Here is a 19174-nt window from a genome sequence, read left to right as displayed (position 1 = left end):
GAGGAACACGATGAGCGATCCCTCCACCCCCACGCCCATGCCACCGGCACTCGGCGCCAGGGTCCTGGCCGTCACCAGCGGCAAGGGCGGCGTGGGCAAGACCTTTCTTTCTGCCAACCTGGCCGCCGCCCTTGCCCGGCGCGGCCAGCGCGTGCTGGTGCTGGACGCCGACCTGGGCCTGGCCAATCTGGACGTGGTCCTCAACCTGCACCCCAAGATCACGCTGCACGACGTGTTCACTGGCAAGGCCACCATCGCCGAGGCCATCGTCAAGGCGCCGGGGGGCTTCTCGGTGCTGCTGGCCGGTTCGGGCATGGTCGAGTACTCGCGCCTCACGCCCGAGGTGCGCGACGAGTTCCTGGGCGTGATCCGCAGCGTGATGCCCAACTACGACGTGCTGCTGCTGGACACTGGTGCCGGCATCTCCGACGTGGTGCTGTTCGCGGTGTCCCTGGCCTCCGAAGTCATGGTCGTGGCCACGCCCGAGCCGACCTCGCTGACCGATGCCTATGCCGCCATCAAGGTGCTGGCCACCCAGCACAAGCGCCAGCATGTGCGCATGGTCATCAACCAGACCGCCCGCCCGGGCGACGGCCGGGCCATCACCTCGCAGCTGCAGCAGGTGCTGGACCGCTTCGTGACGACCGGCGCAGGCCGCTCCGTGCGCCTGATCCACCTGGGCGACATCCCGGTGGACCCCGCCGTCCGCGAAGCCGTGATGCGGCGCCAGCTGCTGATGGTCAACGCCCCGGGCAGCCCGGCCGCGATGGCCGTGACGGAGCTCGCGCGCAAGCTCGACGAGACGGTGATCTCGCGCGCCGACGGCACCGGCAACTGAGCGACGCGGCGCGCCTGCGCGCCCCTATTTGCGCCAGCCCGGCGGCTCCAGCGGGGCCTGGGCAGTGTCCCATTTGGACTGCGGCGTCATCACCTCGCCGCAATGGCCGCAGCGCCGGCCGGCATGGTCGGCCTGCTCGCCGCAATGCGGGCAAGGTGCCCACTGCGGTGCCGGCCTGGCCGGCGGCACGATGCCAACCGCCCGCGCCACCGCCACGCACTTGCGTGCGAAGCCCCGCAGGCCCTGGTTTGGATCGGCAGTGGACATGGCCCTTCCCCTGTGTAACGAGCCCGCACATTTTTGCAGGCATTCCACGAATCAGCAATGCAAACTGCGCAATCGTCAGCCAGATGATGGGAAGGGCGCGGTCAGGATCCAGCCCTCCAGCCCATCCGTGGTCGGCGGCATGCCGTAGCGCGGGTCGCCTTGCGCATACCGGCCCTGCCCCCAGGCGGCCTGCAGCAGGCACAGCGTGGCGTCCAACAGGTCGCCGCTGCCATCGTCGGCGATCGCGCGCTGGTCGGCTGGAGGCAGCGCCAGACGCAGACCCAGGCGGGTCGCACCGGCGCTGCTGCACAGGGCCGTCAGCAGGTCCGTGCGTGCCAGCCGGCGCTCCGCCGTCTGCCGCTTCGGATCGTCGCTCTTGTAGCTGCGCCTGCCCAAGACCTCGCGTGCCAGCAAGCCCGGATAGGTTTCCAGCGCGACGCGCCTGCGGTCGCCATCGGCCAGGCCGGGCAGGTGCACGCCGGCCGCGCGCAGCAGCGGCATGCCGGCGTGCAGCATCCAGGCCACGGGGGGATTGACCCATTTCATCGACGTGCTCGAACCGGCCGGACCGTCGGTGGCGCGGTGGGCGAACTTGCCTCCCGCCGGTCGATGGGCGCAGAAGGCCTGGAACAGGCCGCGCAATTGCGGCCGCGTGAAACCGGCATAGTGGGCCATGCACGCGGCCCACTCGGTCGGCCAGCCCAGTGCGAGCACCAGTTCGCGCGGCAGGCCGAAGGGCATGTCGAAGCCGCCGACCCAGTCGCCGGGCCGGGCCAGCCAGGCGCCGAAATCGGCCAGCGCGGTGAAGCGTTCGAAGCCGTCCACATGGACGGTGCTGCCGTCGAGGTGGCCGCGCGCCAGCACGATGGGTTTGCGGCGCGTGGGGCTGCTCGTGAAGTCGCAGCCGAGCAGGGTCGGGTGGACGGAGATGGTCAGCGGTTCCAGCAGTTCTGCACGCTCTCCGTGCCCGTCACACCCCGCACGCCGGTGTGGGTCAGCGTGAAGTTGCCGCATTTGTCGCCGGCCTGGGCGCCTTGCGGTGTAGCGGTCAAGGTGAAGGTGCGGCCATTGTTGGCCGCGTCGTTGTCAGTCGGGGAAGCCATCGAAATTTTGTAGCGGCGCGACTGAACCCATACAAGGTTGTCTGGCAGCGTGGCCGTACCGTATGTCGACGAAAGCGGGTATGTCCCCGATGCTGTCGCCGCACGCTCCATCCACTGCGCGGTCTGCAGCAGCGCCGCCCGCGCTTCTGACCGCGCACCACGGCGGACGTATTCGGTGTAGTTGGGCAGCGCGATGGCGACCAGGATGGCGGCGATGGCCACCGTGATCATCACCTCGATCAGCGTGAAGCCGTGCGCACGGCGTGAAAGTGTGGGGCTCATTGCAGTTGGCGCCAGTTCGGGCGCAGCGGGATTTCAGGGAGGCGCGCCAGCTTGTCGATGGTGTTCGTGGACGAGGTGCCGCTTTTCCCGATGCGGATCTGGCTGGCCCGGGTCGTCACCCGGTTTTCGGCTCCGGATGCCGTCATGCGCGAAGTACCGCCGTCCGCATTGTTGTAGACCCCATCGCCGTTCGTGTCCATGACCTGCACCGAAGGCCGCTTGCCGTCCATGATGTTGAGCAGGGTGCGGTACTTCTGGACCGTCGTGCTCGTCGCCGCACAGGTTTCCCCGGCTGTGCTGCCGCCCGAGGCGGGGACCTCCGAGATCAGCTCGATGTTGTTGCTCTCGTCGTAGAAGTACATCTGCGTCAACACCCGCTCACCGGTGGCGGGCAAGTGCATGTACCACCCCTTCTTCGCTCCGGTTCCGGTGTATGGCACATCGTTCTGGCTCACCGTCCAGAACGTCCGCGTGGCACTTGCGTTCGAACCCGTCGTGGAGGTAGCGCTGACCGTTTGCTGCACGAGGTTCGTCACCCCGCTGCCGAGGGCGGCGGGCGCGACCACGGTGGTGTCGACCACCACCTTGCCCGACACCAACTTGTAGCGTGTGTTGTCCAGCACCGAATAGACGCTCTGCACCGAGGTGTCGGTCCGGTCGGCCTCGGTCAGGTTGCGCCCGGTCCCGAACGCCACCATCAGCCCGGTGGCGCCGCGCTCGTTGGCGCGCACGACGGGCGGTGCGGTGATCGGCTGCGCCTTGCTGGCACCGCCGCTGGTGTAGACCGCGCGGTACAGCGGCGTGCCATTGAACACGAGGCTGTTGGTGGTGCTGGTGCTCAGGGCGGCCCCGCTGAAGGCCACGTTCCAGCTGGCTGGGTTGGCCGCAGACACATCGAACTTCCAGAGGTTGCCCAGAAGATCGCCGGCATAGACCAGATCGGGCGTGCCGTTGCCGTCCAGGTCCACCAGGCGCGGCGCCGACAGTCCGTTGCTCGCGCCCGTCGTGCTGCTGGCGACGATCTTGAACAGCTCCTTGGCGCCATCCAGGTACTGGATCAGCAGCACCGGGCGCTCGTTCGTGCTGTTGTAGCCGTTGCCCATCACAGCAGCCCAGCGCCCGTTGTTCATGCGCACGATCTGCGTGGTCTTGAGCGCGTTGCTGTCGTCGAGCACGGGGGCGACCATGATGTGGCCCAGGTCGGCATCCTCCGCGGCCGAGCCGGCCGGCGAGGTCTTGTCCATCACGACGAGCGATGCGGCATTGGCCTTGAGCATGTTGGACTCCACCGCGGTGCTGCCGGTGACGGTGCTGCCCGGCGTGGTCACGTCCAACACGAAATACCCCTTGCCGCCGGCGCCCAGCGTACCGAACAGCAGCGTGCGCCATTCCGGGTCGGTGCTGCTGCCGAACGGGATGAACACGTCGCCGCTGAAAGGCGAGCCGTCCACGTAGTAGCGGTGCGTGTAGCTGCTGCGTGTGAGCTCTGGCAGATTCTGGATCACGCCCTTGGGCACATAGGCGATCTTCTCGCTGCCGTCCACGCCGGAAAAGCCGTGCAGCATGCCATCGTTGCCGCCGACATAGACCATGGGGAGGCGCTTGGCATGCTTCCTGGCGAATGCCTGGTAGTTGTCGAAGCCGTAGTTGCTGACCGGATCGGCGACGTACCACAGGCTGGAGTTGACGATGTCGCCCTGGATCGACGTGCGCGTGCGCAAGGTCGTCCCCTCCAAACTCCTGTCCCCTCGAATGAAGTTGAGCCGCTGCTGGCCAAGCAGGTTGGCCGCAGTTGTCGTCGCCGTGCTCTCTTTGAGCAGGTCCTTCTGTGCCGTACTCAGATAGGTTTCGTCAGCCGCCCACTCGAACGATGTTGGCCCGGGCGCAGCCGCCGAGTCGCGCCAGCTCAGGATCAGCCGGTTGGCGATGCCCGTGGCGGTGGCGGCCAGCGCATTGAGCTTGTCCGCCGTGTTGAGGTTGGGCGGGGAGGCGCTCTTGGTGCCCCAGGTGGTGTCGGGCGTGGTGGTGGTGCCGCCCGTGTTGGTGTCCTGCGTCACCGTGTCGGCCTGCACGAAACCGTACCAGCCGTCGGCATAGTAGCCGCTCGTGTATTGGGTGGTGGCCGAGTAGGCGATCGAGGACGAGGCGTTGGCGAAGCTCGTCACCGGCGTGCTGTTGTCGGCCGCGATCTCTCCGAAGATGTCCTGGAAGGCCGCCACCAGGCCGGCCGAATCCGATGCAGGGATGAAGCGACCCCGGCCGGCCAGCGCCATGGCCCATAGCTCGATGCGCTTGGCCGCGTTGGATGCGCCAGGATTCGGCCAAGTGACGGCGCCGGTCACGAGGCTAGGGAAATCGCCGGCGTACGTGTCGTCACCCCAGGTCGGGCGGATCGTCCACTCGGCGGCATCGCGGAAACCGATCGTGTAGGTCTGGATGTGCTGCCAGGTCGCGGGATCGTTGCGCGGGTTCCAGGTCTGCGACAGCGTCACCGACCTCAGGCTGCTGCCCGTGCCGCTCTGGTACACCGTGTCCCCGGAGACCTTGGGCGCCAACCTCAGGTTGTCCGCCAGACTCGTGTTCAGATCGGTGGCCCAGTAGTAGAAGGTCAAATCCGCCAGCTTGTTGTAGTTGGTGGCATTGGGATTGCGGTACAGCTGTGTTTCGGCGCTGGTCGCGTCGTAACGCGTCACCCCGTCGGGCAAGGTCACGGAAGTCCCCGTGGGGGCGGTGGTGCCGGCGGCACGCGCTGCCGGCGTGACGTTCCACTCGCCGTCCGTCATCACGATCACGTAGTTGCGGCGGCAGCTCAGCACCGGCGCCAGCGTCGTTCCCGGCGTCGCGGCCCAGGCCCCGTTGGTGTCCGTGGCCGAGGAGCTCTGGATGTAGTTGCCGGCCGCCGCATAGGCCGCGTGCGTGGGCGTGTTTCCGGAACCGCGCAACTGGTTGCCTGTGGACGCCACGTTGGCCGGCCCCACCCAGTTGAGGAACTTGGTGCGATGCGCCGGATCGAGCACCCGGACCGCATTGCATCCATCGACGTTCGAATTGACGGTCTGGCACTGGTTGAAGGTGTTCCAGCCGAGGCGGATCGAGTTGTCCGGAATGACCTGCGCGGTCGCACTGAAGATGGCATGCAGAGCCGTCTTGAGCTCGCGCATGCCCGAGCCCGTCGTTCCGGACGAACCCATGCTTCCGGAGTCGTCCAACGTGAGGATCACGTTCGGCGCTGGCGCGCGGCTGGCCGAGCCAGCGGGGAACTGCGCCAGCGACAACTGTGCCGCGAACGGCGCCGACGGCATGCCGATCGCCGCGATGAGCACGCTCAGCAGCGTGCGCCTGGCCCTGGGATGTGCGCGCATCGTGGCCTCCTTCAATCCCTGACTTTCTGCCGCGCGAAGGTCGACTGCAGGACCACCTGCGTGCCCTCCTTCAATCCCCGGGCCACAGCGGTGATGCGGTAGACCACACGCGGACTCAGGTTCAACGCCATGGTCTGCGACGCGTTCGAGACAACGCTGGATTCGCCAGTGCTGGCGTACTGCATGACCTCGATCCAGTACCAGGCCCCGCGGCCGGCCGCGCGTTCGGTCAACAGCGGATTGACCATGGCCGTACTGCCTCTGGCTGGCAACGCGCCGGTGTATTCGCCGTAACGCGCACCGACGTTGTCGGCGATCATGGGATCCAGCGTGGCCTTCGCAGTCCAGAAGTCCTGAATGCCCGTGCGCTTGAGGCAGATGCCGTTCAGGCACTTGGCAGTCTCGGCCGACAGCTGCGTCACCAAACGCTGGAAGGCGGCCATCTCGTCGATGAACCGGACCGTCGTGCCCGTGCGGCAGGTCTTGGTGTTGGTGACGTCGGCCACGCAACTCGTCCCGTCCGCACGCATGCCCTGGATGTCGAGCTCGGCGTCCTGGATCATGGCCTGGGCGGCCTCGAATGCGCGCTGGTAATCGGCGTCGTTGCCCACGATGGCTTCGTTGACCAGCGAGGACCGGAATGCCCACAAGGCCAACAGCGAGGACAGCAGCACCACGATCATCACCACCAGCAGCGAGATGCCGCGCTGGCGCCCACGCACTGGGCCCGCAGATGCGCGCCTCACCGCGCCGCCCCCCGGCTGCGCAGCTGGAAGGTGTTGCGCAGGACCAGGCGCATGCGGTTGCCCAGCGACACGTCCGACTGGGCGCAGTTGCGGTAGGTCGCACCGGCCGTGTCGATGTTCTCATCGCCGACAAGCTCCAGACAGACGTCCACCGCAACGACCGAAGCCCAATCCGCCGTGGCCATCGCGGCTGGAGCGACGCGGCGCACGGTCGTGGCACCGACCCCGCCGGTCGGCAGCGTCTGCACCAGGTACGTCACCCGGAAGTCCGCCACATTGCCGATCAGCGCTTCCTCGGAACCGTCCGTCCCGCGGCACAGCAGGTCGCCCGTCGACGCACCGGTGGCCCGCTGCAGCCGGAAATCGCTCTGCACCACCGCCGCCGTGGTGGAACTGCGGCCCAGGCAGTCGCTGAGCAGTGACTGCGCCGTGCTCGCGGTCGACACCGTTTCCGTGAAGTTCTGGTATCCCACGCGCAGCGCGTAGGTCGGATCGCTTTGCAAGGTACGCGTGTTGCGGTCGAAGGTGGTTTCGAACGCCACAGGCTGGGCAGGATCTTCCGCTGCGCCGGCGGCAGCACCGAAGGCCGTATTCAGACGGATCGCCCCTGCTTGCCGCAGCTGCCGGCCGACGACTCGCAGCGCATAGGCGCCTTGCTGCTGCAGCTGGCTGGCGTCGCTGACCGTGCCGGACACGCCGCGCGAGATCAGCAGTGCGCCCAGCGCCACGGCAATGGTCATCAGACCGATGGCCAGCCCGACCAGCAGTTCGAGCAGCGTGACGCCGGACTGGGTGGCGCGGCTCATGGGCAATACAGCTTCGGATCGGCCGCATCACCCACCACGTAGGGCGCACAGCGCAACGTGGGCTGCAGGTACTGCAGATGGCAGATGCGGTCGGCGGGGCAGCTCACGCTGGTCGTGCCGGTCACGGCGCCGGTGGTCACGGTGGGCGTCGCGAACGGCGCCTTGTAGGCCGCGTTCTCGGCGTCCGTGGCACCCTCGCGCTGGCGCTCGTTCTCGCGCCAGCTCACCATCACGCCCAGTTGCGGCCGCACGTTGGTGGCTGCGCCCTGGGCGACAACGAACACCGTGGCCTCGCCCAGCGGCATGGTGGCGGCCACATTGGCCTTCCACTGCGCGATGTCGGCCAGCGCTGTGTCGGCCGGCCCACAGCCGTTGGCGCAGTTCGGCGGCGAGGCGCTGACCGCGTTCCAGCCCACCGCGTAGTTGGCCAGGACCGCCGCCGTCAGCGAGGTCGGATTGGCCTTGATGCGCTCGCCGAGATCTTCGATCAGACGGATCGCCTGGGCGCGGCGCACCGCGGTCTGCGTGTCGGCCAGCGTGCGCAGTTGCATGCCCAGGATGCCGAGCACGCCCAGTGCCACCAGCACGATGGCGATCATGGATTCCAGCAGCGTCACGCCGCGCTGACGCCGTGCCATCAATTGCATGTGCTGGCCCCTGCCTTGCTGCGGATGCGCCCTCCGCCACCCAGGCAGACCGCCGAGCGCACGGTGGAACCGCTGCGCGTCGACGCCACGACGAAGGTCACAGCGCCGCCGGTCGCCGGATCGCCCCAGCGCGTCAACGCGAAGGAACCAGAACTGGCTGCATGGGTGACGCTGACGCCGCTGCCCAACGGCGATTCGCGCAACACGGTCGTGCCGTCGGACACCGTCCACCCGCAACGCCAGTCGGCCACGTCGGTCGGCAGCGCGCATTGGTCGGTCCCGGGCGTGCTGCGCGCCACCGACACATTGCCCCCCCGCTTGATCGCTTCCGAGCGCGCGAACGCCATGGTCGCCACCATCTCTTCCGCAGCCTGCCGCACCCGCCAGCGCTCGATCACCGGCACCATGCTCGGCCCGGCCAGCGCCGCGAGGATGGCCAGGATGGCCACGACCACCATGAGCTCGAGCATGGTGAAGCCGCGGGCCGCAGGAAGGTGGAAATGGCCACGGGAAAAGCGACGCATGGGAGAGCGCATCCTAAACGCCAGACCGCCCGAAACAAGCATGTCGCCCGGCAGCCGCGTCAGGCGGCCCCCGGCGCGCGATGAGCGGTCAGGCCTGCGGCAGCCCCGCACGTGGCGTGCCAAATAGTTCACACAGACGCGGGTGTTACAACGGCGGAGTACGATGCTCCGGCACCCGCCGCAGCCGCGGCGCCGCCCCACCACCCAGATAAAACGGAGCATCCGGCATGGCCCACGCATTCGCGCGCACCCGCAAGAAGTTCACCACCGCATCCGGCAAGTCCGGGCAGTTCTACTCGCTGCCGGCGCTGGCCAAGGAATTCCCCCAGATCAACCGGCTGCCGGTGTCGCTGCGCATCGTGCTCGAATCGGTGTTGCGCAACTGCGACGGCAAGCGCGTGGCCGAGGAACATGTGCGCCAGCTCGCCAACTGGGCGCCCAACGCCGAGCGCACGGACGAGATCCCGTTCGTGGTCTCGCGCGTGGTGCTGCAGGACTTCACGGGCGTGCCGCTGTTGGCCGACCTGGCCGCCATGCGCAGCGTGGCCGCCCGCCTGAACAAGCCGGTCGGCCGCATCGAGCCGCTGGTGCCGGTCGACCTGGTGGTCGACCACTCGATCATGGTCGATTACTACGGCCAGAAGAACGCGCTGGACCTCAACATGAAGCTCGAATTCCAGCGCAACCGCGAGCGCTACGAGTTCATGAAATGGGGCATGCAGGCCTTCAAGACCTTCGGCGTGGTGCCGCCCGGCTTCGGCATCGTGCACCAGGTCAACCTCGAGTACCTGGCGCGCGGCGTGCACAAGACCCGTGACGACGTCTACTACCCCGACTCCCTGGTCGGCACCGACAGCCACACCACCATGATCAACGGCATCGGCGTGGTCGCCTGGGGCGTGGGCGGCATCGAGGCCGAGGCCGCCATGCTGGGCCAACCTGTCTACTTCCTGACGCCCGACGTGGTCGGCTTCGAGCTCACGGGCCGGTTGCGCGAGGGCGTCACCGCCACCGACCTGGTGCTGACCGTGACCGAGATCCTGCGCCGCCACAAGGTGGTGGGCAAGTTCGTCGAGTTCTTCGGCGAGGGCACGCGCACGCTGGCCCTGCCGGACCGCGCCACCATCGGCAACATGGCGCCCGAGTACGGCGCCACCATGGGTTTCTTCCCGGTGGACGAGAAGACCATCGATTACTTCAAGGGCACGGGCCGCACCAAGGCCGAGATCGAAGCCTTCGAGGCCTACTTCCGCGCCCAGGGCCTGTTCGGCGTGCCGCAGGCCGGCGAGATCGACTACTCCCAGGTGGTCAGGCTCGACCTGGGCGACGTGACGCCCAGCCTGGCCGGCCCCAAGCGCCCGCAGGACCGCATCGAGCTGGGCCAGGTGGCGAGCCAGTTCAAGAGCCTGTTCTCCAAGCCAGCGGCCGAGAACGGCTTCAACCAGCCGGCCGCCGTGCTGGGCACGCGGCACCACGTGCGCACCACCCAGGATCCGATGCTGGACAAGGTGCCCGAGAACCCGCCCACGCCCGCGGGCGCGGCGCGCCCCGTGATGGAGATGGAGGGCAACAAGCCCACCTTGGCGGCGGCCCAGGCCGAAGCCACGGCCCCGGCCAAGGCGGCGCCCGAGATCACGATCGGCAACGGCGACGTGCTGATCGCCGCCATCACGAGCTGCACCAACACCTCCAACCCCAGCGTGCTGCTGGCCGCGGGCCTGCTCGCCAAGAAGGCCGTGGAGGCCGGCCTGCGGGTGCAGCCGCACATCAAGACCTCGCTCGCGCCAGGCTCGCGCATCGTGACCGAGTACCTGACGGAGACGGGCCTGTTGCCCTACCTGGCCAAGCTCGGCTTCGCGCTGGCCGGTTACGGCTGCACCACCTGCATCGGCAACGCGGGCGACCTCACGCCCGAGCTCAACGAAGTCATCACCAAGAACGACCTGGTCTGCGCCGCCGTGCTCTCGGGCAACCGCAACTTCGAGGCCCGCATCCACCCCAACCTCAAGGCCAACTTCCTGGCCAGCCCGCCGCTGGTCGTGGCCTACGCCATCGCCGGCACCGTGCTGAAAGACCTCATGACCGAGCCGGTCGGCAAGGGCAAGGGCGGCAAGGACGTCTACCTGGGCGACATCTGGCCCAGCAGCGAGGAGATCCACGCGCTGCTCAAGTACGCCATGAACGGCAAGGCCTTCCGCGAGAACTACGCCAAGGTCCGCACCGAGCCCGGCAAGCTCTGGGAGAACATCAAGGGCGTGGCCGGCGCCACCTACACCTGGCCCAAGAGCACCTACATCGCCGAGCCGCCGTTCTTCGCCGATTTCGCCCTGGCCCCGCCGGCGGCCGACGAGGCCGTGGCCGTGCGCGGCGCACGCATCATGGCGCTGTTCGGCGACTCCATCACCACCGACCACATCTCGCCGGCCGGCTCGATCAAGGCCAGCGCGCCGGCCGGGCTGTGGCTGCAGGAGAACGGCGTGCAAAAGGCCGACTTCAATAGCTACGGCGCGCGCCGCGGCAACCACGACGTGATGATGCGCGGCACCTTCGCCAACGTGCGCATCAAGAACCTCATGATCCCGGCCGGCCCCGACGGTTCGCGCGAGGAAGGCGGCCTGACCCTGCTGCAACCGTCAGGCGAGAAGCTGCCGATCTACGACGCGGCCATGCAATACATCGCGGCCGGCACGCCCACGGTGATCTTCGCAGGCGAGGAGTACGGCACCGGTTCCAGCCGCGACTGGGCCGCCAAGGGCACGCAGCTCCTGGGCATCAAGGCGGTGGTGGCCAAGAGCTTCGAACGCATCCACCGCAGCAACCTGGTCGGCATGGGCGTGCTGCCGCTGCAGTTCAAGCACGGCGACAGCTGGGAGTCGCTGGGCCTCAAGGGCGACGAGCAGATCGACATCACGCCCGCGGCCGATCTGGCGCCGCGCAGCGATGCCAAGCTCGTGATCACGCGCGCCGACGGCAGCCGCCAGGAGGTCGATCTCACGCTGCGCATCGACACGCCGATCGAGGTCGACTACTACCGGCACGGCGGCATCCTGCCGTACGTGCTGCGCCAGCTGCTGGAATGAGCCGGCTCCTCGCCATCGACGAGTCGGAGGTCGAGGTGACGGCCATCCGTGCCCAGGGCGCGGGCGGCCAAAACGTCAACAAGGTGTCCAGCGCGATCCACCTGCGCTTCGACATCCCGGCCTCGTCGCTGCCCGAGGATGTGAAGGAACGGCTGCTGGCGCTGCGCGACAGCCGCATCACGCAGGCCGGCGTGCTGGTGCTCAAGGCGCAGCAGCACCGCACACAGGAGATGAACCGGCTCGACGCCTTCTCGCGCCTGCACGAACTCGTGCAGAGCGTGTCGCGGCCGCCGCGCGTGCGCAAGGCCACGCGGCCCACGCTGGCCTCCAAAGTGCGGCGGCTGGAAGGCAAGAGCCGCCGCTCGGAGATCAAGGCCGGCCGCGGCCGGGCCGGCCTGGACTAGACCGACCGCGCCTACGGCGTGCAGCTGGCACCGCTCTGCGCGATCGCGGCACGCAGCTGCGCCGTGGTGCTGCTGTCGTCCGGCCCCAGCGTGTCGCGCGTGTAGGTGCAGCCGTAGGTCGGCGCCGCCACGGTGGTGGCGGTGACCACGTCGTCGCCGCCCGGCCTGGCACCGCCCTGCTCCCACTGCACCATGGCCTCGAAGGCCTCGACCTGCTCGGCCACGGTGAAGTCGCAGTGCGAGGCGCCGCGGATCGCGCGCTGCACCAGCCAGGCGCTGTTGCCCTTGGCCGCCACGCGGCGCTGGTAGATCTGCTCCATGCTGAACGGCACGTACAGATCTCCCAGCGTGTGCAGCGTCACCACCGGAATGCCGATCTCGCCGTTGGTCTTCGGAATCCAGCGCAGCCCGTCGCGCCGCAGCCGGTTGGCGTCTGGCGTCGCCGTCACCTTCTGCGCCTGGGCGTTGAGCGCCGCGCTGGCCGTCGGGTTGCCGTCGATCACGTAGGTGAACCGGGTGGTGTCCGTCACGTTGGCATTGAGGATGCCGTTGACCGTGCCGTCGCTGCCGAACACGCCCCACACGGGCGCGAAGGAGCCGCCCACCGCCACGCCGAGCCCGAACAGCGGCCGCGGCCCGCCGGTCAGGTTCTGGATCACCGACAGGTAGCTCTGGCCCAGTGCCGTCGGTGCCGAGGGGAAATTGGTGAACAGTGCGGACGTGACCTGTGCCGAGACCGCCGCCCACTGCGCCACCGGCTGCTGCGGCACGCCGGCCAGCGCCTGGGCCGTGACCTGCGCCGCGGTGAAGTAGTCGAACAGCTCGGTGTCGCCGAGCACGCCGCACATCGGCACCGCACCGTGGTAGCGGTAGCGGTTGTTGGCGGTGGACTGCGCCTCGGCCTCGATGGCGGCGGCCGTGATGTGTCCGCCCATGGAGTGGCCGATGATGTAGCTGCGCTGCGGCGGCGAGAGTGTGCGCCCGCGCGCGGTGGCGATGCTGTTGAACGCCAGCGCCAGCGCGTTGGTGTCCTCCACGCCGGCGCGCACGTCGTAATAGTTCTTGCTGTAGCTGGAGGCGGCCCAGGCGTAGCCCTGCTGGATCAGGTAGCGGCGGATGGAGGGGTTGCTCACGCCCAACGTGTTGCCTGTGCCCGCGTAGCCATGGGCGTACATGACCAACCGCCCGTTCCAGTTCTGCGGCACCTCGATGCGGTAGGCTGCGCCGCCCAGCACGCCGGCCCAGCGGCTGGTTGTTCCGGGGTCCACCGTGTCGCTGGGCGCCGCCGCCAGGGCCGGAAAGGTCGTGGCATTGGGCTCGGCCGGCACGAAGCTGTTGCGGCTGTCCTGCGGGCGGGTGTCCTCGGGGGTGTTGTCGTCGTCGCCACCACCGCAGGCGGCCAGGGTGGCCGCTGCGAGCAGGCTCAGGAACAGGGGTCGCATGGATTGCATCGGGTGTCTCCTCGTCATGTCGTTGGCGCGGAATGCGCCGGCGCAGCCTACGCCTGCGGCCGCCTCCCGCGTGTCAGCGAAAACGCCGAGACGCGTGGTTTGACGCTTGCCAGCCGCGCGTCGCATACTGGTCCGGCAGCGCCACATCCCACCACAAGGCGCGCGGGCCGACGGAGCGGGCCCGCTGCACCAGAGGGCGCTGGCACGCTCCACCCGCCTTGCAAAGGACCGCACCATGACCGGCATGAGCTTCAAGCCCCTCGGCACCCACCCTCTTGCGGCGCGCGCGCTGCTGGCGCGGCCGGCACCGGGCAAACCGGTCACGCTGGAGTCCCCGGCGCTCGAGGTCATGACCGACTTCACGCAGACGCAACCCGTCGGCATCGCGCCCGAGGCCACGCTGTTCGCGGCCAACGAGGCCATGATCACGTATGGCGTGCGCCTGCTGTTCGTGACCGAGCGCGAGCACCTGCTGGGCATCATCAGCACCCAGGACACGCTGGGCGAGCGCCCGATGCAGCTGCGCCACCTGGGCCAGGGCACGGTGGCCGACCTCAGCGTGGCCGACCTCATGCACCCGCTGTCCAGCCTGCAGGTGCTGCGCCTGGCCGACGTGCGGCATGCCAATGTCGGCGACCTGGTGGCCACGCTGCAGCGCGCAGGCCGCCAGCACCTGCTGGTCAGCGAGCAGCTGCCCGACCAGCCCCTGTCCATCCGCGGCATGTTCTCGGCCACGCAGATCGAGCGCCAGCTCGGCGCGCCCGTGGAGACCTACGAGCGCGCCCAGACCTTTGCACAAATCGAGGCCGCGCTGGGCGCCTGAGCTTCAGCGCCCGGCGGCGCTGGCGATGGTGGCCACCAACTCGGCCGGCTCCACGGGCTTGGCCACATGGGCGCGAAAGCCGGCCTTGAGCGCACGCACGCGGTCCTCCGCGCGCGCGAAAGCCGTCAGCGCGATGGCCGGCAGGTCGCCACCCTGGGCCGGCCCCAGCGCCCGCACGCGGCGCAGCAGTTCGTAGCCGTCCACCAGCGGCATGCCGATGTCGGACACCAGCACCTGCGGCCGCGCGCGCACGACGGCCTGCAGCACGGACTCGGCACCGTCGGCCACCAGCACCCGGGCGCCGGCATCGGCCAGCATGCGCTGCAGCAGCTCGCGCGCGTCGGCCTCGTCGTCCACCACCAGCACGCACAGGCCGGCCAGTTCGGTGCTGGCCGGTGGCAAGGGCACGAAGGCCTGCAGCGCCGGCGGCGGGCCGGCCGCCGGCCGCGGCAGGCGCACCGTGAACGCGCTGCCCTGCCCCTCGCCGGCGCTGCTGGCTTGCACGCTGCCGCCGTGCAGTTCCACGAGCTGGCGCACGATGGCCAGGCCCAGCCCCAGCCCGCCGAAGCGCCGTGTGATGGAACCGTCGGCCTGGCGGAAGCGGTCGAAGATGTGCGGCAGGAACGCGGGCGCGATGCCGATGCCGCTGTCCTGCACCACGATGCGCAGCGCCTCGCCCTCGGTCGCCAGTTCCACCGAGACCAGGCCGCCACGCGGCGTGAACTTGACCGCGTTGGCCAACAGGTTCCAGACCACCTGCTGCAGCCGCACCGCGTCGGCCGACACCACGCCGGCCGCCGGGTCGAGCCGGGTCTCGATGCGCACGCCGGCAGCCTCGGCCGCCGGCCGCACGGTCTCGATGGCGGCCTCGATGCAGCCCTGCGGCGCCACCGGCTGCAGGTCCAGCTGCAGCTTGCCCGAGACGATGCGGCTCATGTCCAGCAGGTCGTCCACGAGCTGGCTTTGCGCGCGCGCATTGCGCTCGATCACCGCGATGCCCTTGGCCAGGTCGCCCGCCGCGTCGGGGTAGCGCCGGCGCAGGATGTGCACCCAGCCCAGGATGGCCGACAGCGGCGTGCGCAGTTCGTGCGAGAGCGTGGCCAGGAACTCGTCTTTGAGCGCGCTGGCGCGCTGCACGTCCGCGTACAGCCGCGCGTTGTCGATGGCGATGCCGGCCTGCCCGGCAACGCCCACGGCCAGCCGCTCGGCGCGCGCGTCGAAGCGGCCCGGCTCCGGATGGCCGAAGAACAGGCCGCCGAACACCTGGCCGGTGCGCGAGGTGACGGCCACGGCCAGGTAGCTGCGCACCGGCAGGTGGCCCGCCGGCATACCGTGGTGCGGACCCCATTGGCCGTAGCGGGGGTCGGCCAGGATGTCGTCGCAGCGGATCGGCGGGCCGCCGCGGAAGGTCGGACCGAACAAGGTGGTCGGCCGCGGATGGCCGAGCTGCTCGAAGGCCTCGCGCGGCGCGCCCGACAGCGCGTAGAGCAGGTAGGCCTCGCCCTGGTCGTCCACGCCGTTGTAGAAAAAGGCTCCGAAGCGCGCGCCCGTGAGCTGCGTGGCGGCGTCGGTGACGCGCTGCAGCAGCGCATCGAGTTCCAGCTCGCCGGCCAGCGCGGCGCCGGTCTGGTTCAGCAGTTCCAGCGTCTGCGCCTCGTTGCGGGCGCGCTCCTCGGCCAGGCGCCGCGCCGTGACGTCACGCACCACGCCGATCATGCCGACCAGTTGGCCCTCGGCGCCATAGGTGGGCTTTCCCTGCACGGACACCCAACGCAGGCCCTCGGGCCGCGGCACGCGGTACTCGATGTCGTACAGCCCGCCCTGCGTGGCCGCATGGGCGGCGGCCAGCCGTGCGGGCTCGCGGTCGTCGCGGTGCAACAGCCGGCGCATGGCGCTGCGGGTCCAGCTGCTGCCTGGCTCCAGGCCGTACAGGCGTGCGGCCGCGTCGCTGAGGGTCATGTGGTCGGTGCTGGCGTCCCAGCTCCAGTCGCCCAGCTCGCCGGCCGCCAGGGCCAGGCTCAGGCGCTGGTGGGCGTCGCGCAAGGCGCGCTCGGTGCGCAGCCGTTCCAGCGACTCCCAGCAGCGCGCCACCACGTTGACCACCAGCGCGATCTCGTCGTCCTGCCAGACGCGCGGCCGGTCCTGGTGCACGGCCATGCCGGCCACGAAGCGGCCGTCGCGGTGCAGCGGCACGCAGATCACGGCCTGGATGCGCGTGGCGCGGTAGGCCGACAGGTCGCTGCCCGCCGTGCGCGGGTCGCTGTCCACGTCGTGGTTGATGTAGGGAAGATCGGCCCGCATGAGGTCGCGCACCACCGGGCCGAAATCGGAGAAGGCATACCGCCCGACGATGCTCGGCACGCCGTCGTTGTAGTCGCCGAACAGGTCGAAGTGGTCCTGGTCGGCATCGACATGGGCGTAGGCGCAGCGGCTGGCGCCCAGGTGCTGCCCCAGCAGGCGTGCCGTCAGGCGCATCACCTCGGCCGGATCGGCGACCCGCTTGGTCAGCTCGAACAGTTCATCCAGCATCTGCGCATGGCCGGCGCCTGGCTGGCGGCGGTCGGGCGTCGCGCGAGTTCGGGTCATGGGCCTCCCCGCAGAGTGCGGCGCGCGCAGTGTAGTCCCGCGCCCCGATGCCCGGCTTCAGCCCAGCGGCACCCAGCGTCCGTCGGCCGCGCTGCTGCGCAGCACGGCCTCGATGAAACGGTGGCCGGCCACGCCGTCCTCCACGGTCGCAACCTGCAGCGCCTGCGCGTCGGCCGGGCGGCCTTCGGCCTGCGCGCGGATCAGTTCGGCCGCATCGCGGTAGACCTGGGCGAAGGCCTCCAGGTAGCCCTCGGGATGGCCGGCCGGCACGCGCGTGGCCTGGCGGGCGGCGGCGCTGTCCACGCGGCCGCGCGTGAGCCGCTGGGCCGCGCCACCCAGCGGCGTGAACCACAGTTCGTTCGGCTGCTCCTGGTCGAAGGCGATGGACGCCTCGGTGCCGAACACGCGCAGCCGCAGCGCGTTCTCGCAGCCCGCCGCGACCTGGCTGGCCCACAGCAGGCCGCGCGCGCCGTTGGCATAGCGCAGCATCATCTGCACGTGGTCGTCGAGCACGCGGCCCGGCACGAAGCTGGTCAGCTCGGCGCTGAGCTGCTCGGGCACCATGCCGGTCACGAAGCAGGCCAGCTGAAAGGCGTGCGTGCCGATGTCGCCCAGGCAGCCGGCCGGGCCGGCCTGCGCGGGATCGTTGCGCCAGGCGGCCTGCTTGTTGCCGGCCTGCTCCTCGGCGCGCGTGAGCCAGTCCTGCTGGTATTCGGCCTGCACCAGGCGGATGGTGCCCAGCGCGCCACTGGCGACCAGGTGGCGTGCATGGCGCACCATGGGGTAGGCCGCGTAGGCATGGGCCAGCGCGAACACGCGGCCGTGCTGGCGCGCCAGGCGCGCAAGTTCTTCCCCCTCGGCCAGCGAGACCGCGAGCGGCTTGTCGCAGACCACGTGCAGGCCCGCCTGCAGCGCGGCCGTGGCCATGGGCGCGTGCAGGTGGTTGGGCGTGACGATGGCCACGACCTCGGCGCCATCGGGGCGTGCGGCCTCGGCGCGGAGGAGTTCGCGCCAGTCGGCGTAGCTGCGGTCCGCCGGCAGGTGGATCGCGGCGGCGCTGGCGGCCGCGCGCGCCGGGTCGGACGAGAGCGCTGCGGCCACCAGTTCATAGCAATCGTCCAGCCGCGCGGCGATGCGGTGCACGGCGCCGATGAAAGCGCCCTCGCCGCCGCCCAGCATGGCCAGTCGCAGCCTTCGGCTCATTGATCCAGCCCCATCAGGCCGCGCACGGCGGCACGGTCCACGCCGCTGCCGGCGAAGTCGTCGAAGGCCCGGTCGGCCACGCGGATGATGTGGCGGCGGATGAACTCCGCGCCCTCGCGTGCGCCGTCTTCCGGGTGCTTGAGCGCGCACTCCCACTCCAGCACGGCCCAGCCCGCGAAGTCGTGTTGCGCGAGCTTGGAGAAGATCGCGCCAAAGTCCACCTGCCCGTCGCCCAGCGAGCGAAAGCGCCCGGCACGGTCGACCCAGCCGCTGTAGCCGCCGTAGACGCCCTGCCTGCCCGTCGGCCTGAACTCGGCATCCTTGACGTGGAAGGCCTTGATGCGCGCGTGGTAGATGTCGATGAAGGCCAGGTAGTCGAGCTGCTGCAGCACGAAGTGGCTGGGGTCGTACAGGATGTTCGCGCGCGGGTGCTCGCCCACCGCTGCGAGAAAGCGCTCGAAGCTCACGCCGTCGTGCAGGTCCTCGCCGGGGTGCAGCTCGAAGGCCGCGTCCACGCCGTGCGCGTCGAGCTGGTCCAGGATGGGCCGCCAGCGCCGCGCGAGTTCGGCGAATGCCTCCTCCACGAGCCCGGCCGGCCGCTGCGGCCAGGGGTAGAGGTAGGGCCAGGCCAGCGCGCCGGAGAAGGTGGCCGTGGCCGTGAGGCCCAGGCGCTCGCTGGCCTGCGCGGCCAGCTGCATCTGGGCGATGGCCCAATCGGTGCGCGCGGCCGGCGTGCCGCGCACGGCCTCGGGCGCGAAGCCGTCGAACAGCGCGTCGTAGGCCGGATGCACGGCGACGAGTTGCCCCTGCAGGTGCGTGGACAGCTCGGTGATCGCCAGGCCGTGCGCCTTCAAGGTCCCTGCGACTTCGTCGCAATAGGTCTGGCTGCGCGCCGCCTTCTCCAGGTCGACGATGTGCGGCGCCGTCGGCAGCTGCACGCCCTCGTAGCCCAGGCTTTTCGCCCAGGCGCCCAGGTGATCCAGCGTGTCGAACGGCGGCGCGTCGCCCAGGAACTGGGCGAGGAAGATGGCGGGACCTTTCAGCGTGCGCAT

The 19174-nt window shown here is 69.8% G+C and carries 16 protein-coding genes; 4 read left to right on the top strand and 12 right to left on the bottom strand.

Annotated features, from left to right (window positions below):
- The first annotated feature begins 10 nt into the window (after positions 1-10).
- Positions 11-838, top strand: a complete 828-nt coding sequence (locus IE209_RS02030; RefSeq protein WP_189685348.1) for a MinD/ParA family protein — start codon at positions 11-13, stop codon at positions 836-838.
- 24 nt (positions 839-862) lie between these two features.
- On the opposite strand, the gene IE209_RS02025 is transcribed toward IE209_RS02030, so the two are convergent.
- The 8 genes from IE209_RS02025 to IE209_RS01990 all read right to left on the bottom strand — a co-directional run bounded on the left by IE209_RS02025 (position 863) and on the right by IE209_RS01990 (position 8575).
- Positions 863-1105 (bottom strand): hypothetical protein, encoded by a 243-nt coding sequence (locus IE209_RS02025; RefSeq protein WP_189685347.1) that lies wholly within the window; start codon positions 1103-1105, stop codon positions 863-865.
- A 75-nt stretch (positions 1106-1180) separates the two neighbouring features.
- On the bottom strand, positions 1181-2119 hold the full coding sequence (locus IE209_RS02020) for a DUF429 domain-containing protein (protein WP_189685346.1): 939 nt from the start codon (positions 2117-2119) through the stop codon (positions 1181-1183).
- On the bottom strand, positions 2038-2490 hold the full coding sequence (locus IE209_RS02015; protein WP_189685345.1) for a type IV pilin protein: 453 nt from the start codon (positions 2488-2490) through the stop codon (positions 2038-2040). The genes IE209_RS02020 and IE209_RS02015 overlap by 82 nt, the downstream gene beginning before the upstream one ends.
- Positions 2487-5852: a PilC/PilY family type IV pilus protein gene (locus tag IE209_RS02010; RefSeq protein WP_189685344.1), complete on the bottom strand. Its 3366-nt coding sequence runs from the start codon at positions 5850-5852 to the stop codon at positions 2487-2489. The genes IE209_RS02015 and IE209_RS02010 overlap by 4 nt, the downstream gene beginning before the upstream one ends.
- 11 nt (positions 5853-5863) lie before the next feature.
- Positions 5864-6574 carry a pilus assembly PilX family protein gene (locus IE209_RS02005; RefSeq protein WP_308433131.1) on the bottom strand — a complete coding sequence of 237 codons (711 nt, stop codon included), beginning with the start codon at positions 6572-6574 and terminating at the stop codon, positions 5864-5866.
- Positions 6575-6594: 20 nt separating this feature from the next.
- Complete coding sequence (locus tag IE209_RS02000) at positions 6595-7404, bottom strand: PilW family protein (protein ID WP_189685343.1); 810 nt, start codon at positions 7402-7404, stop codon at positions 6595-6597.
- A complete protein-coding gene (gene pilV / locus IE209_RS01995; RefSeq protein ID WP_189685342.1) occupies positions 7401-8051 on the bottom strand; it encodes a type IV pilus modification protein PilV in 651 nt (216 codons plus the stop codon). Before pilV ends, IE209_RS02000 begins: the two co-directional genes overlap by 4 nt.
- Positions 8042-8575, bottom strand: a complete 534-nt coding sequence (locus IE209_RS01990; RefSeq protein ID WP_229882651.1) for a GspH/FimT family pseudopilin — start codon at positions 8573-8575, stop codon at positions 8042-8044. Before IE209_RS01990 ends, pilV begins: the two co-directional genes overlap by 10 nt.
- A 227-nt stretch (positions 8576-8802) precedes the next feature.
- Here IE209_RS01990 and IE209_RS01985 point away from each other — a divergent pair, with 227 nt between their 5' ends.
- Positions 8803-11655, top strand: a complete 2853-nt coding sequence (locus IE209_RS01985) for an aconitate hydratase (RefSeq protein ID WP_189685340.1) — start codon at positions 8803-8805, stop codon at positions 11653-11655.
- A complete protein-coding gene (gene arfB, locus IE209_RS01980; protein ID WP_189685339.1) occupies positions 11652-12059 on the top strand; it encodes an alternative ribosome rescue aminoacyl-tRNA hydrolase ArfB in 408 nt (135 codons plus the stop codon). The genes IE209_RS01985 and arfB overlap by 4 nt, the downstream gene beginning before the upstream one ends.
- Positions 12060-12070: 11 nt before the next feature.
- Here arfB and IE209_RS01975 read toward each other — a convergent pair whose 3' ends face one another.
- Positions 12071-13510, bottom strand: a complete 1440-nt coding sequence (locus tag IE209_RS01975) for an alpha/beta hydrolase family protein (protein WP_189685338.1) — start codon at positions 13508-13510, stop codon at positions 12071-12073.
- Between the two features lie 235 nt (positions 13511-13745).
- On the opposite strand from IE209_RS01975, the gene IE209_RS01970 reads away from it, so the two are divergent.
- On the top strand, positions 13746-14333 hold the full coding sequence (locus IE209_RS01970; protein WP_189685337.1) for a CBS domain-containing protein: 588 nt from the start codon (positions 13746-13748) through the stop codon (positions 14331-14333).
- A gap of 3 nt (positions 14334-14336) precedes the next feature.
- Here IE209_RS01970 and IE209_RS01965 read toward each other — a convergent pair whose 3' ends face one another.
- From IE209_RS01965 to IE209_RS01955, 3 genes are read right to left on the bottom strand one after another with little or no spacing between them, the layout of a single operon-like run.
- The gene (locus tag IE209_RS01965) at positions 14337-16919 is read right to left on the bottom strand and encodes a hybrid sensor histidine kinase/response regulator (protein ID WP_229882650.1); all 2583 of its coding nucleotides are present in this window, start codon (positions 16917-16919) and stop codon (positions 14337-14339) included.
- A 57-nt stretch (positions 16920-16976) separates the two neighbouring features.
- Positions 16977-18122, bottom strand: a complete 1146-nt coding sequence (locus tag IE209_RS01960; protein ID WP_229882649.1) for a Gfo/Idh/MocA family protein — start codon at positions 18120-18122, stop codon at positions 16977-16979.
- Positions 18119-19174: a sugar phosphate isomerase/epimerase family protein gene (locus tag IE209_RS01955; protein ID WP_189685336.1), complete on the bottom strand. Its 1056-nt coding sequence runs from the start codon at positions 19172-19174 to the stop codon at positions 18119-18121. The genes IE209_RS01960 and IE209_RS01955 overlap by 4 nt, the downstream gene beginning before the upstream one ends.

Source organism: Pseudorhodoferax aquiterrae (assembly GCF_014652235.1).
Taxonomy (GTDB): domain Bacteria; phylum Pseudomonadota; class Gammaproteobacteria; order Burkholderiales; family Burkholderiaceae_C; genus Pseudorhodoferax; species Pseudorhodoferax aquiterrae.
Note: the sequence above shows the minus strand (reverse complement) of the source record. Positions and strands in the feature narration are given on the sequence as shown.